At 74.9% G+C, this 13,344-nt stretch carries 15 protein-coding genes; 9 read left to right on the plus strand and 6 right to left on the minus strand.

Features of this window, described 5'->3' with window-relative positions:
• Positions 1-17 precede the first annotated feature (17 nt).
• Positions 18-812: an LOG family protein gene (locus D7294_RS02545; RefSeq protein WP_120674886.1), complete on the plus strand. Its 795-nt coding sequence runs from the start codon at positions 18-20 to the stop codon at positions 810-812.
• A 25-nt stretch (positions 813-837) separates the two neighbouring features.
• Here D7294_RS02545 and folP read toward each other — a convergent pair whose 3' ends face one another.
• Positions 838-1,698: a dihydropteroate synthase gene (gene folP, locus D7294_RS02550; RefSeq protein ID WP_120674888.1), complete on the minus strand. Its 861-nt coding sequence runs from the start codon at positions 1,696-1,698 to the stop codon at positions 838-840.
• A gap of 528 nt (positions 1,699-2,226) precedes the next feature.
• Between folP and D7294_RS02555 the strand changes: the two genes are divergently transcribed.
• A complete protein-coding gene (locus tag D7294_RS02555) occupies positions 2,227-2,631 on the plus strand; it encodes a DivIVA domain-containing protein (protein WP_174248245.1) in 405 nt (134 codons plus the stop codon).
• Between the two features lie 17 nt (positions 2,632-2,648).
• Here the strand turns inward: D7294_RS02555 and D7294_RS02560 are convergent, their stop codons facing one another.
• A complete protein-coding gene (locus D7294_RS02560; RefSeq protein WP_120675319.1) occupies positions 2,649-3,482 on the minus strand; it encodes an enoyl-CoA hydratase-related protein in 834 nt (277 codons plus the stop codon).
• Positions 3,483-3,695: 213 nt separating this feature from the next.
• On the opposite strand from D7294_RS02560, the gene D7294_RS02565 reads away from it, so the two are divergent.
• Complete coding sequence (locus tag D7294_RS02565) at positions 3,696-3,863, plus strand: DUF3117 domain-containing protein (RefSeq protein ID WP_019434894.1); 168 nt, start codon at positions 3,696-3,698, stop codon at positions 3,861-3,863.
• A 201-nt stretch (positions 3,864-4,064) separates the two neighbouring features.
• Here D7294_RS02565 and D7294_RS02570 read toward each other — a convergent pair whose 3' ends face one another.
• A complete protein-coding gene (locus D7294_RS02570; protein ID WP_120674892.1) occupies positions 4,065-4,778 on the minus strand; it encodes an O-methyltransferase in 714 nt (237 codons plus the stop codon).
• A 136-nt stretch (positions 4,779-4,914) separates the two neighbouring features.
• Here D7294_RS02570 and sigE point away from each other — a divergent pair, with 136 nt between their 5' ends.
• The 5 genes from sigE to D7294_RS02595 all read left to right on the plus strand — a co-directional run bounded on the left by sigE (position 4,915) and on the right by D7294_RS02595 (position 9,685).
• Positions 4,915-5,715, plus strand: a complete 801-nt coding sequence (gene sigE, locus D7294_RS02575) for an RNA polymerase sigma factor SigE (RefSeq protein ID WP_120674894.1) — start codon at positions 4,915-4,917, stop codon at positions 5,713-5,715.
• Complete coding sequence (locus tag D7294_RS02580; RefSeq protein WP_120674896.1) at positions 5,712-6,650, plus strand: anti-sigma factor family protein; 939 nt, start codon at positions 5,712-5,714, stop codon at positions 6,648-6,650. Before sigE ends, D7294_RS02580 begins: the two co-directional genes overlap by 4 nt.
• Positions 6,651-6,720: 70 nt before the next feature.
• Positions 6,721-8,205 carry a S1C family serine protease gene (locus D7294_RS02585; RefSeq protein ID WP_338325604.1) on the plus strand — a complete coding sequence of 495 codons (1,485 nt, stop codon included), beginning with the start codon at positions 6,721-6,723 and terminating at the stop codon, positions 8,203-8,205.
• Positions 8,206-8,314: 109 nt separating this feature from the next.
• Positions 8,315-8,851: a sec-independent translocase gene (locus D7294_RS02590; protein ID WP_120674900.1), complete on the plus strand. Its 537-nt coding sequence runs from the start codon at positions 8,315-8,317 to the stop codon at positions 8,849-8,851.
• A gap of 135 nt (positions 8,852-8,986) precedes the next feature.
• Positions 8,987-9,685 (plus strand): hypothetical protein, encoded by a 699-nt coding sequence (locus tag D7294_RS02595; protein ID WP_120674902.1) that lies wholly within the window; start codon positions 8,987-8,989, stop codon positions 9,683-9,685.
• Positions 9,686-9,862: 177 nt separating this feature from the next.
• Here D7294_RS02595 and D7294_RS02600 read toward each other — a convergent pair whose 3' ends face one another.
• A complete protein-coding gene (locus tag D7294_RS02600) occupies positions 9,863-11,014 on the minus strand; it encodes an Mrp/NBP35 family ATP-binding protein (RefSeq protein ID WP_120674904.1) in 1,152 nt (383 codons plus the stop codon).
• 172 nt (positions 11,015-11,186) lie between these two features.
• Here D7294_RS02600 and D7294_RS02605 point away from each other — a divergent pair, with 172 nt between their 5' ends.
• Positions 11,187-11,894: a hypothetical protein gene (locus tag D7294_RS02605; protein ID WP_120674906.1), complete on the plus strand. Its 708-nt coding sequence runs from the start codon at positions 11,187-11,189 to the stop codon at positions 11,892-11,894.
• Between the two features lie 83 nt (positions 11,895-11,977).
• Here D7294_RS02605 and D7294_RS02610 read toward each other — a convergent pair whose 3' ends face one another.
• Positions 11,978-12,478: a hypothetical protein gene (locus tag D7294_RS02610; RefSeq protein ID WP_120674908.1), complete on the minus strand. Its 501-nt coding sequence runs from the start codon at positions 12,476-12,478 to the stop codon at positions 11,978-11,980.
• A 4-nt stretch (positions 12,479-12,482) separates the two neighbouring features.
• Positions 12,483-13,220, minus strand: coding sequence for a ferritin-like fold-containing protein (locus D7294_RS02615; RefSeq protein ID WP_120674910.1), 738 nt, complete (start codon positions 13,218-13,220; stop codon positions 12,483-12,485).
• Between the last annotated feature and the right edge of the window lie 124 nt (positions 13,221-13,344).

Raw genomic sequence — 13,344 nt, forward strand, 5'->3', positions numbered from 1 at the left:
GTGACGAGGAGCAGAGCATGAGCGACAGCGCGGAGCTGACCGCGCCGGGCCCGGACGAGGGCAGCGGCGGGGCGCCGGAGGCGCACGCGGCCAAAGGCCGCAAGGAACAGCGCCTGGGGCCCGTGGTGCGGCGCGGCGGGCAGGTGGTGCCCGGCACGGCCGACCAGCGGCTGCTCGACACCAGGGGCCCGTCCGACTGGGTGCACGGCGACCCCTGGCGGGTGCTGCGCATCCAGTCCGAGTTCGTGGAGGGCTTCGGGGCCCTGGCCGAACTGGGCCCCGCCGTCAGCGTCTTCGGCTCGGCCCGCACGCCCGTCGGCTCCCCCGAGTACGAGATGGGCCGCCGCATCGGCCGCGGCCTGGCCCAGGCCGGCTTCGCCGTCATCACCGGCGGCGGCCCCGGCGCCATGGAGGCGGCGAACCGCGGCGCGAACGAGGCGGGCGGCGTCTCCGTCGGCCTCGGCATCGAGCTGCCCTTCGAGCAGGGGCTGAACGAGTTCGTCGACATCGGGGTCAACTTCCGCTACTTCTTCGTCCGCAAGACGATGTTCGTCAAGTACGCCCAGGGCTTCCTGGTGCTGCCGGGCGGACTCGGCACCCTCGACGAGCTGTTCGAGGCGCTGACCCTGGTCCAGACGCACAAGGTGACGCGATTCCCGATCGTGCTGGTGGGCGTCGACTACTGGCAGGGGCTGGTGCGCTGGCTGACCGACACCGTCATCGCCCAGGGCAAGGCGGCGGAGAAGGACCGCGGCCTGTTCCGGCTGACCGACGACGTGGAGGAGGCCATCGACCTGGTCACCAAGCCCTGAGGGCTCCCGCCTCCGCCCGCCGGCCTCAGGCCAGGCCCCTGCGGGCCACCGCCGGCGGGCGGTGGCCCGCGATGGAGGCCACCATGTCGAGGACCTGCCTGGTCTCCGCCACCTCGTGCACGCGGTAGACGCGGGCCCCGAGCCAGGCCGAGATCGCGGTGGTGGCCAGCGTGCCGAGCAGCCGCTGCCTGACCGGGAGATCGAGGGTCTCGCCGACGAAGTCCTTGTTGGACAGCGACACCAGGACCGGCCAGCCGGTCGCGGTCATCTCCCCGAGCCTGCGGGTCGCCTCCAGCGAGTGCCGGGTGGACTTGCCGAAGTCGTGGCCGGGGTCGATGAGCACGCCGTCGCGGCGCACGCCGAGGGACACGGCGCGTTCCGCCAGGCCCACCGTGACCCGGAGGATGTCCGCCATCACGTCCGCGTACGCGACCCGGTGCGGCCTGGTGCGGGGCCGGGCGCCGCCGGCGTGGGTGCACACCAGGCCCACGCCGTGCTTCGCGGCGACCTCGGCGAGCCGTGGATCGACCCCGCCCCAGGCGTCGTTGAGCAGGTCGGCGCCGGCCGCACAGACCTCCTCGGCGACCTCGTGCCGCCAGGTGTCCACGCTGATCACCACCGAGGGGTGGCGTTCGCGGACCCGGGCGACGAAGCCCGCGGTGCGCCGGATCTCCTCGGCCGCGTCCACCTCCTCGCCCGGGCCCGCCTTCACCCCGCCGACGTCGATGATCGCCGCCCCCTCCGCGACGGCCTGTTCCACCCGGTCGAGCGCCGCCTCCTCCCGGTAGGTGGCGCCCTGGTCGTAGAACGAGTCGGGCGTGCGGTTGACGATCGCCATGATCACCGGCTCGTCCGGCGCGAACTCCCGCGTGCCGAGGCGCAGCATCGGGTCGGCTCTCCCTTCTGGCCTTGCGGCCTGGCCCTTCCGGCTCCCGGTCCGCGACGGCCGGGGCCCACGCGCGGCCGGGCGTGCCCGGCCTGCGTCACCGCCCGGCGCCGCGGCCCGGCCGGCGGCCGGGCCCCGCGCGCCGGGAAACCTACCCGCGAACCTACCCGGCCGCCGCCGGGGCGGGACATGCGACCATCGGGCGGGCACCGGCACGGGCGGTGAGAGGCTGGGGGCGGCACACTGGGCGGTACCGAGCGGCGAACCCGGGGCGAAGTCCGGCGAAAACCAGTGGAAAGCCAGTGAAAAACCGGCGGAAGCAAGTGGAAGCAAGCGGAAGCCGGTGAAAAACGATGAAAAGCGGTGGAAACCGGCGAAACCCGCGGAAGCCGCGCCGTTCGTGCGGAACGCGGCGGAGTCCGGGAGAACCCGGGAGACGCCGCGGCAGGCCGTGCCGTACCGCGTCCGGCGCGGCGAGCAGGGACGAGCAGGGACGAGCAGGGAATCGAGTAGGCAGGGGAGACGGGCGTGTTCTGGTTCCTGATGGCCGCGATGGTCGTCGTGATCGCCGCCGTCACGATGGCGGTCCTCGGCAGCGGTGACGGCTCCGGCGGCCCGGTCACCGGCGGCCTCGCCGACGCCCAGCCCGACCGGCTGAGCGACCCGCTGCCGCGGGAGCGGCCGGTGGCCCCGGCCGACGTGGTGCGGGTGCGCCTGCCGCTGGCGCCGCGCGGCTACCGGATGGCGGAGGTGGACGACGTGCTGGACCGGCTGGCGGCCGAGCTCGCCGAGCGCGACGCCAGGATCGCCGACCTGGAGACGGCGCTGGCCGGGGCGAGGACCCTGGCCCTGCGCGCGGAGCCGCCGGAGGGGGAACCGGAGCGGAACCCGGAGTGGAACCCGGAGCGGACGGAGGAGCCCGAGGCCGGCTGAGGGGCCGCGGGCGCGGCCTACCTGCCCTCGAAGCGCGGCCGTTCCTTGCGCACGAACGCGGCCACCGCCGCCCGGTGGTCGGCGGAGGCCCCGGCCGCGGCCTGGAGCCTGCCCTCAAGCCGGAGGGTCTGTGCCAGCGAGTGCCCGGCCGCGTAGGCCAGCGACTCCTTGATCGCCGCATAGGCCGGCGTGGGCCCCTCGGCCAGCCGCCGGGCGATCTCGCGCGCGGCGCCCGGCAGCTCGGCGTCCGGCACCACCCGCTGCGCGATCCCGAGCCGCTCGGCCTCGGCCGCGTCCACCTTCCTGGGGAACATCAGCAGGTCGGCCGCCCGCCCCGCGCCCACCACCCGCGGCAGGGTCCAGGAGAGCCCGGAGTCCGCGGTGAGCGCGATGCCGGCGAAGGCCGTATTGAACGAGGCGCTCTCGGCCACCACGCGGTAGTCGGCGGCCAGCGCGAAGCCGAAACCGGCCCCGGCCGCCACCCCGTTGACGGCGGCGACCACCGGCTTGGGCATGGTCGCCAGCGTGTGCGCGATCGGGCTGTAGTGCACGTCGACCGTGCGCATCAGCCCGTCGTCTTCCCCCGTCCCCCCGGCGGCCCCCTCGCCTTCCGCGGCCGCCTCCAACGCCGCCACCCGCGCCAGGTGTTCCTTGAGGTCCTGCCCGACGCAGAACGCCCGGCCCGCCCCGGTCAGCAGAACCGCTCGCACGCGGGAATCCTCCGCCGCCCTCCGCAGCGTGTCCCGCAGCGCCTCCTTGGCCTCGTCATTGAGGGCATTCATCGCCTCCGGACGATTCAGCGTGACAGTGGCGAGACTCTCGGTCACTTCGTAGAGCACGGTGTCGGCCATGTCGCTCAGCATGGCGCAGCGCCGGGGGTATCGCGGGTCAATCGCCGAATTGAGTGGTTTTGCGCGTGCGCGTTGCCGAAGGGATACCGCCCGATGTTGGTCATCCGGACGCCCGATGCGGGATAATGGCCGGAAGCAATGTGTTCGACGCCGGTGGCTCCGGGATGTCGGGGGTCCCGGCGGAGACGAGCTGGTTCAGGAAGGGGAACGAGCATGGCGGCCATGAAGCCGCGGACGGGCGATGGTCCGCTTGAGGTGACCAAGGAGGGGCGGGGCATCATCATGCGCGTTCCGCTCGAAGGCGGTGGCCGACTCGTTGTCGAGCTGACTCCGGACGAAGCGGTCGCTCTCGACGAAGAGCTGAAAAAGGTGACCGGCTGAGCGGCCGCGCCACACGCCGCCTCTTTCCGGCGTTGCCTCTTTCCGGGTCTTCCGGTGTTTGGCGCCGCCTCGGGGAAGCCCCCGGGGCGGCGCCGACTTATGTGCGGCGCGCGCTAATCGCCCGCGCCGGCGCCATCCGCGTCATCCGGTTCGGCCCCGTCATCCGCCGCGTCATCGGGTGACGTTATCCCGTACGGGAATTCACTGAGCGCGCGCGGCGCACAGCAGTCCGTCGCCGACCGGCAGCAGCGCGGGCAGCAAATCCTTGCTCTCGCGCACCGCGCGCAGCAGTTCCCGCAGCCGCCTGACCTCGGTGGGCTGGGCCGCGGAGTCCACCGTGCGCCCCCCGGCGAACACCCCGGAGAAGCAGACGAGGCCGCCGGGCCGCAGCAGGCGCCGCGCCTCGTCCAGGCACTCCAGGCACTCCAGGCGGTCCCCGTCGCAGAAGACCAGGTCGTAGCCGCCGTCGGTCAGGCGGGGCAGCACGTCGAGCGCGTGCCCCGGGATGAACCTGGCGCGGTTGGCGGCGAAGCCCGCCATCCGGAAGGCCTGCCGGGCGAACTGCTGCCGCTCCGGCTCGGTGTCCACGGTGGTGAGCACCCCGTCGGGCCGCATCCCCTGGAGCAGGTGGAGCCCCGAGACGCCGGTGCCGGTGCCGATCTCGACCACGGCCCGGGCGCCCGAGGTCGCGGCGAGCAGCCGCAGCGCGTCGCCGGTGCCTGGCGACACCGGGCGCACCCCGGCCTCCCGCGCCCGGCCCCGGGCCCAGCGCAGCGCCGCCCCCACGGGGCTCTCGGCGTCCGGTGCGCCATACGCCTCGGCGAACGCCCAGCTCGTCAGCCGGTTGCCGGTAATGGCCCTCTCCTGTCCCCGTCTTTCACGCGCTTTGACTGTATCGACTCCCGCGGGGAACAGGACGCCGGGATCGTACGTTGGAACAACTGAACCGCCCCCGGACGGCGTCTTACCCGGCGAGGGTCCCCCCGGCCGCCAGGCCCGGTGGCGAATAACGGTAAAGATTGCTTATCCGGAGCTAACGGGCGAGGTGGCTATGGTAGGGACCCGACTGGACACCACCAGAGCCGACAGGGGAGGTGCGGCCGCGTCCACTGGCCGGGGGGTGTTGAAGCGCCTTCCGTGGTCTTCCGGCGCGCCGAATTCCGTGACAGACAACGCCGACGCCGACCAAGTGCAGGCAGCCCCCGACTCCGTCGACGGCCCCACCACGGCCGTCGCCTCCTTCAGCACGCGCGAGAGCCCCGGCTGGACTCCGCCCAGCTGGGAGGAGATCGTCAGCACCCACAGCGCCCGGGTCTACCGGCTCGCCTACCGGCTCACCGGGAACCAGCACGACGCCGAGGACCTCACCCAGGAGGTCTTCGTCCGCGTCTTCCGGTCGCTTTCCACGTACACCCCCGGCACGTTCGAGGGATGGCTGCACCGCATCACGACCAACCTCTTCCTGGACTCGGTGCGCCGCAAGCAGCGCATCAGGTTCGACGCCCTCGGCGAGGACGCGGCCGACCGGCTGCCGAGCCGGGAGCCCACCCCGCAGCAGGCGTTCCACGACATGCACTTCGACGCCGACGTCCAGCACGCGCTCGACACCCTGGCGCCCGACTTCCGGGCCGCGGTGGTGCTGTGCGACATCGAGGGCCTGAGCTACGAGGAGATCGCCACCACGCTCGGCGTGAAGCTGGGCACCGTCCGCAGCCGCATCCACCGCGGCCGCTCCCACCTGCGCAAGGCCCTGCGGCACCGCTCGCCGCGCGGCCGTGGCGCCGCGGCGCCCGCCCCGGCCGTCCTGGCCGCGGTCCCGGCGGCGCGCGCAGGGGAAAGCGGGGCGGTGTGACCAGTGCCGCGGAAGGTGGCCCGGCCGACCACCACCTCGGCGAGAACCTCGCCGCCCTCGTCGACGGCGAGCTGTCGCACGACTCGCGGGACCGGGTCCTGGCCCACCTCGCCACCTGTCCCAGCTGCAAGGCCGAGGCCGACGCCCAGCGCGAGCTGAAGAACGTCTTCGCGAGCAGCCCGCTCCCCGCCCTCTCCGAAGGGCTCCTGGCCAGGCTCCAGGCCCTCCCCGCCACCAACGGCCTGCCCACCTCGTCCCCCTCCTCGCCCGCTCCGCCGTCCCCGCCCCCCTCCCCGCCCGCCGCCCCCCCCGCCTCTGGGGCTTCCGCGGCGCTTCCGCGGCCGGGCCGCTCGGCCTCCTCCCCCCTTCCGTCCCCCGTGGCCCCCGCGGGGGACGAGTCCGGTGCGCTCGCGGTCGGCCTGCTCCCCGGTCGCTCCGGGCGCGGCTCGCTGCTCGGCCCGCCCGCCCTCGCCGGCGAGCGCGGCTTCCGCATCCACCAGGGGCAGGGCCGCGCCTCCCGGGGCCACCGGCTGGCCTTCGCCGCCGCCGGGGCCGTCTCCCTGGCGGCCTTCGCCATCGGCGGCGCCGTGACCAGCACCGGCGTCAGCGCCGCCCCCGCCCACTCGGGGAGCGCGGTCACCTCGGGCGGCCTCTCCGGCTTCGGCGGCTACGCCACGGCCAGGCCCGTCGGCTCCCGGGTGCAGGAGGAGGGCGCGCCGCCGGTCGTGCTCTCCGGGCGCATCGCCCCGCTCGCCGGCCAGGCCGGCGGCGGCGGGGACCTGCTGCCGCTGCTGGCCGCCGCCCCCACCGTGGGGCCCGTCCTGGCCACCGACGTCTCCACCACGCTGCTCGGCCCCTCGGGCGAGGCGCCCCTCGGCTCCCAGCGCCCCGGCACCACCGCGCCCGGCTGGCGGGGAGCCGTGAGCCCCCGCTGAATTCGACCGGGGCACCTGGTTGAATGCAGTGCCGGAAAATCACGGCGAGGACACGATGGGGACAGCTGCCATGGACAAGGGGAACAGCGTCGACCGGCCGGCCGCCTCCCATGCGGCGTGGGAGTCCCCGGCCGGGGCGGAGGGCGGCGAGGAGGAGCAGAAGGCCGGCCGGGCCGCGGGAGCCGGGGAGGCCGGCGAGCGGCCAGGCCACGACCCGTACGGCACCCCGCCCTACGGCCAGCCCGGCCCCTGGGCCCCGGCGCCGCCCGTGCAGCGGCCGAACCCGACCCCGCCCGCCGGCACGCACCTCCCGCCCCCGGCGGCCCCGCCCCAGGCGGCCCCCGCGGTCACGCCCCCGGCCGGCACCGCCCTGCCCCCCGAGCCGCCCCGGCGCTACGACCCCTGGCTGGCGAACGGCGCCGCGGCACCCGCCCCGGCCCCGGCGGACCGGGGCGGCCCGCGCGGGCTCAGGCTGGTGGCCGCCGCCGCCCTGCTCGCCCTGCTGGCCGGCGTGGTCGGCGGCGTGGTCGGGGTCTACCTGGAGCGGCACGGCGCGTTCAGCGAGGTCAGGCTCTCCCAGACCACGGGCGAGGAGACCCCGCCCGCCGAGGGCACCATCGCGGGCATCGCCCAGGCCGTCCTGCCCGGCGTCGTCACCCTGCACGTCACGAGCGGCTCGGGCGGCGCCACCGGCACCGGCTTCGTGCTCGACGACCGCGGCCACATCCTCACCAATGCGCACGTGGTGCGCCCGGCCGGGGACGGCGGCTCGATACAGGCCATCTTCGCCGGCGGGATCGCCGCCCCGGCCGAGGTGGTCGGCTACGACAGCGGGTACGACCTGGCCGTGGTCAAGGTCTCCGGGGTCTCCGGGCTCAGCCCGCTGGAGCTCGGCGACTCCGACCACGTGCACGTGGGCGACCCGGTGGTCGCCATCGGCGCCCCCTTCGACCTGGAGGGCACCGTCACCTCCGGCATCATCAGCGCCACCGAGCGGCCGATCACCGCGGGCGGCCAGGAGGCCGACGGCTCGGACATCAGCTATGTGAACGCCCTCCAGACCGACGCCCCGATCAACCCGGGCAACTCGGGGGGCCCGCTGGTGGACCAGAACGGCCGGGTCATCGGGGTCAACAGCTCGATCCGCACCGCGGAGAGCGCCGGCCTGTCCACCGGGGAGGCGGGCAGCGTCGGCCTCGGCTTCGCCATCCCGATCAACCAGGCCAAGGAGGTCGCCGAGCAGCTGATCAACACCGGGCACGCCACCCACCCGGTGATCGGCGTCACCCTGGACACCGGCTACCTGGGCGAGGGCGCCCGGGTCGCGGGCTCGCCTGGCCGGCCGGGCGTCGTGCCGGGCGGCCCCGCCGACGAGGCCGGGCTCAGGGAGGGCGACCTCATCACCGCGGTGGACGGGGAGCGGGTGCGCACCGGGGACGAGCTGATCGTCAAGATCCGCAGCCACCGCCCGGGCGACGAGCTGACGCTGACCGTCGAACGCGGCGACCAGGAGCTCTCGGTGCCGGTCACGCTCGGCGAGGCCACGGGTGACTGACGGCGGCCGGTGGCCCGGCGTTCACCGCCTCGTGGCCGCCGATGACTCCCGCCGGGGCGCCGGGCCGGGTACCGTTTTGTCTCTACCGTATGCGTGAGGGAGCTGCCAGGTGTTCTTCGATATAGGGTCCCTTGAGTTCATCACGCTCGTCGTCCTCGCCATTCTCGTCTTCGGCCCGGAGAAGCTGCCGAAGATGATCCAGGACGCCGCCCGCGTCCTGCGCAAGATCCGCGAGTTCTCCGACAGCGCCAAGCAGGACATTCGTGCCGAGCTGGGCCCCGAGTTCAAGGACTTCGAGTTCGAGGACCTGAACCCCAGGACGTTCGCCAGGAAGCACCTGCTGGACAACGACGACCTGGGTCTCAAGGAGCTCACCAGCAGCCTCGACATGCGCCAGGAGCTGTCCGAGGTGGCCGACGCGGTGAACGGCCGCCCGGCCACCCGCCCCAGCCTCGCCAAGGGCAACGGCGCCAGGAACGGCCGGGCGGCGGCGGCCGGCCTCGGCAAGACCGGCGGCAGCGGCGCGAACGGCTCGGGCCCGGCCGCGGGTTCCGCGGGAGCCGCCCGCGTGCGCCTGGAGAAGAGCGGGGACGCCGCTCCCGGCGCGGCCCCGGAGCCCCCGCCCTACGACCTCGACGCCACCTGAGTGGATTCGGGCGCATTCCGCGGCATATGACGCCCCCCGGTCTTTGGGCATGCCCGACACCCCGGATGCGGATGGCTATCCTCCCTATGTCCGGGGTGTGCCCAGGACACGGGCAATGAGGAGGCGTCGCATTAGATGGAGACGACGAGTCGGGCAGAGCCACAGGACGCCGCCGGCGGACCTGATGCGTCCGGGGGGCAGGGAGGGCCACAGGGGGTGCCCGGGGCACGCCGCGTGGTCGAGGGCTACCTGACGGCCGGGTTCCCCTGGTACGGCCTCGACGAGGCGTTCACGGGGCCGCGCTGGCTGATGCAGGTCGGCACGGCCGCGGACGGCGCCGTGGAGCACGGCTCGGTGGGCCACGGGGACGAGCCCACGCTGCGCGCGGAGCTCGGCGAGGAGGAGCAGCGCTTCGTCGTCGTGGTCACCGTGGCGAGCCGCCCGTTGCGGCGCAGCCCCGACGGCACCGGCGTCCTCGAGGCCACCTCGGTCTCCTCCGCGGCCTGGCTGGCCGGCTCCGGGCTCCTGTCCTGCACCTGGCCCGCGCAGCTGGAGCGGGCGCTGCGCCAGGACTGGCTCGAACAGCAGACGGCGATCGCCTGGGAACTGGCGGACGACCTGCACGGCGGCGGCTGGTCCGCCCTGTCCCTGCCGGTGGACGGCATTCCCACCGACTTCCACTACCGCGAGTCCGAGTACGGCTGGGTCCTGGCCGGGGCCGCGCAGGGCGACGTGCACATCGGCGCCTACGGCCGCGGGATGAGCGCCTACGGCCTGGGCTTCGCGGTGATCAAGGACATCGAGAGCTACGCCGACCGCTCCGCCGGCGTCTGAACGGGGCCCCGCGGCGGCCGGCGTTCCGGCCGGGCCCCGCGGAGGCACGGGCCGCGAGGCCACGCCCGCGCGGGGCACCGTCCGGCGCCCCGCGGGGACGGCTGCCCCCGGCGCCTCGCCGCGGCCGCCGAGCGCCCGGAAGCTCCCGGCGGCGCGCGATTGCGCTCGTGAGCCCCCTCAGAACTTCGCCCGCGGCGTCAGCCCGAGCGACATCCCGGACAGGCCGCGCTTGCGGGCGCCGAGCGCCGAGGCGATCTTCCGCAGCGCCGCGCCGGCCGGGGAGTCGGGGTCGGACAGCACCACGGGCTTCCCCTCGTCGCCGCCCTCCCGCAGCCGCACGTCGATCGGGATGCTGCCCAGCACGGGCACCTCGGCGCCGACCGCCCTGGTCAGGCCCTCGGCGACCCGCTGCCCGCCGCCCGAGCCGAACACGTCGACCAGCTCGCCGCAGTGCGGGCAGGGCAGCCCGGACATGTTCTCCACCACGCCGACGATCTTCTGGTGGGTCTGCACCGCGATGGAACCCGCCCGCTCGGCCACCTCGGCCGCCGCCTGCTGCGGGGTGGTCACCACCAGGATCTCCGCCCCCGGCACCAGCTGCGCCACCGAGATCGCGATGTCCCCGGTGCCCGGCGGCAGGTCGAGCAGCAGCACGTCCAGGTCGCCCCAGTAGACGTCGGCCAGGAACTGCTGGAGGGCGCGGTGCAGCATCGGGCCGCGCCACACCACCGGCGCGTTGCCCGGCGTGAACATGCCGATGGAGATCACCTGCACGCCGTACGCGGAGGGCGGCATGATCATGTTCTCGACCTGGGTGGGCCTGCCCTCGGTGCCCAGCATCCGCGGCACCGAGTGGCCGTAGATGTCCGCGTCCACCACGCCGACCTTGAGGCCGTCGGCCGCGAGGGCCGCCGCCAGGTTGACCGTCACCGAGGACTTGCCGACGCCGCCCTTGCCGGAGGCCACCGCGTAGACCCTGGTCAGCGAGCCGGGCTTGGCGAAGGGCACCTCCCGCTCGGCCTGCCCGCCGCGCAGCGCGGTGGCCAGCTCCTTGCGCTGCTCGTCGCTCATCACGTCCAGCTCGACCCTGACCTCCGGGACGCCGGGCAGGGCCAGGACCGCGTTCCTCACCTCGGTGGTGATCGAGTCGCGCATCGGACAGCCCTGGATCGTCAGGTACACCCCGACCGTCACGGTGCCGTCCGCGGCGATCTCGACCGACTTGACCATCCCGAGATCGGTGATCGGGCGGTGGATCTCGGGGTCGTTCACCCGCCCCAGCGCCTCGCGGACCGCGTCCTCGCCGACGACGGAAGTATCGGTAGCCATGCCCCGATGGTACGGCCGCCGGGCGGCGCGGCGGGAGGAGCCCGCGCGGGGGCGGCGGCGGGGCGGAGGACCGGGCCGGTACGCTGCCGCCCGACGGCCCCCACCTCGACGAGAGGCTGCAGACGTGACACCTTCCGTCCCGCCAAACCCCGGCCGACGGCGCGGAGTTGTGATGGGCGTGGCGTGTGCGGGGCTGCTGGCCGCCGCGCTCGCCGCCTGCGGCGACGACCCGGACAAGGGCACCAACGGGATCGGCAGGCTGTCGGCCGAGGAGATCGAGCAGCGGGCCAGACAGGCCGCGGAGGACGCCTCGTCGGTGCGGCTGACGGGGACGGTGATCAGCGACGGCGCCTCCTACGACCTGGACGTCAGGCTCGGCGAGGAGGGGGCCGTGGGGGAGGTGTCCTCGCAGGGGAGCGAGTTCCAGCTGCTGCGGATCGGCGAGGACCTCTACATCAAGGCGGACGCGGCGTTCTGGCAGAGCGACGCGGTGCCCGAGGAGCTGGACAGCGACCCGGCCCAGCAGCTCGAGGGCAAGTACCTGCGGGTGGCCAGGGAGGACCCGGCCTACGAGCAGCTGAGCACCTTCACCCGGATGGACGTGCTGGACGCGCTGCTGACCCTCGACGGGGAGCGGGAGACCGGCGACCGCGAGGAGGTCGGGGGCGTGCGGGCGATCCGCGTCGAGGCGGACGGCGGGCAGGGCGGGGCGCTCGACGTCTCGCTGATCGGCACGCCCTACCCGCTGCGCCTCGAACGCGGCGGGGACGCCGGGGTGCTGCGGCTGGACGACTGGGACCAGGAGCTGGCTCTGGAGCCGCCCGCCGAGGACGAGATCGTCGACTACGGCGAGGACATGGTGACCTCGGCCGGCGAGTGACCCGGCCGGCGGGTCGCCGGGCCGGCGGGTCGCCGGCCGCGGGCGCGGCGGGGGAGGCCGGTCCGCGGGCGGCGCGCGAACGGTCAGCCGCCGTGGGCGGGCCGCGTGGTGGCCGGGCTGGGCAGGGGCGGCGCCGCCCCGCCGTCCGCGGGCATGCGGCCCGGGGCCTGGCTCGGCGCCCCGGCGGGTTCGAGGCGCAGGACGCGGCAGTCGCGCCCCCACCGTGCGGCGAGCGCCTCCGGGCCGGCGTCGGCCGCGTTCAGCCGCCTGGCGGCGAGCTCGGCGACGGCGGCGGCCCAGCCCGCGCCGCCCGGGGCCAGTTCGCTCACGCGGGCGGGCCACACGACCAGCCGCCCGCCGTTGTCCTTGCTGCGGCAGGAGACGGTGGCCGCGCCCCCGTCGGCCAGCCCGAGCCCGTCGAGCGGCTGCTCGCCCGGCCCGCCGACGACGAGGACCGCGCCCTCGTGCCACACGTGCCACAGGGCCCTCGCCGGCCCGTCGGGGCCCCGCACCCACACCAGGGCGGACTTCCTGGCCGCCTCCTCGATCAGCGCCCGCTCGAACGCGGCGCCCGTCCCCGCCACGGGGCTAGGCGGACAGGCCGAGGGTGGCCATCCGCTTGGTGTGCGCCTCGGTGATCCGGGAGAACATCCGGCCGATCTCGGCCAGGTCGAAGCCGTCGGCCACCCCGCCCACCAGCATGGTGGACAGCGCGTCACGGTCGGCGACCACCCGCTGCGCCTGGGACAGCGCCTCGCCCATCAGCCGCCTGGCCCACAGCGCAAGACGCCCGCCGACGCGCGGGTCCCGCTCGATCGCCGAGCGCACCTTCTCCACGGCGAAGGAGGCGTAGCCGGTGTCGTCCAGCACCCGCAGCACCAGCGAGCGGGTGTCGGAGTCCAGCCTGGCGGCCACCTCGCGGTAGAAGTCGGCGGCGATGGAGTCCCCGACGTACGCCTTGACCAGGCCCTCAAGCCAGTCCGACGGGGCGGTCATGCGGTGGAACTCGTCCAGCGCGGCGGCGAACGGCTCCATCGCCGCCGTCGGCTCCTCGTCGATGTGCCGCAGCCGCTCGGTGAGCTGCTCGAAGTGGTGGAACTCGGCCGCCGCCATCCGGGCCAGGGCCGCCTTGTCGGCCAGGCTCGGCGCCAGCTTGGCGTCCTCGGCCAGCCGCTCGAAGGCGGCCAGCTCGCCGTAGGCGAGGGCGCCGAGCAGATCGACGACCGCGGCCCGGTACCTGGGGTCCGCCGACGCCGCCGCCCAGTCCTGGGAGGCGACCTGGACCGCCTCCTCGGACTCGGGAACCGGGGACTCGTCTGTCTCCATCGGGTCTCCTTTGCGAGGACCTCACGAGGGGGTGCGAGGGGTGGTGCGTGAGGGACGTGCGAGGTGGTCGTGCGCGTGGCGCGTGCCGGTCCCGCCGCAAGGAGGGGAGGCGTCCACGGCAGTG

The sequence above is a fragment of the Streptomyces hoynatensis genome, assembly GCF_003626535.1.
Lineage (GTDB): Bacteria > Actinomycetota > Actinomycetes > Streptomycetales > Streptomycetaceae > Streptomyces > Streptomyces hoynatensis.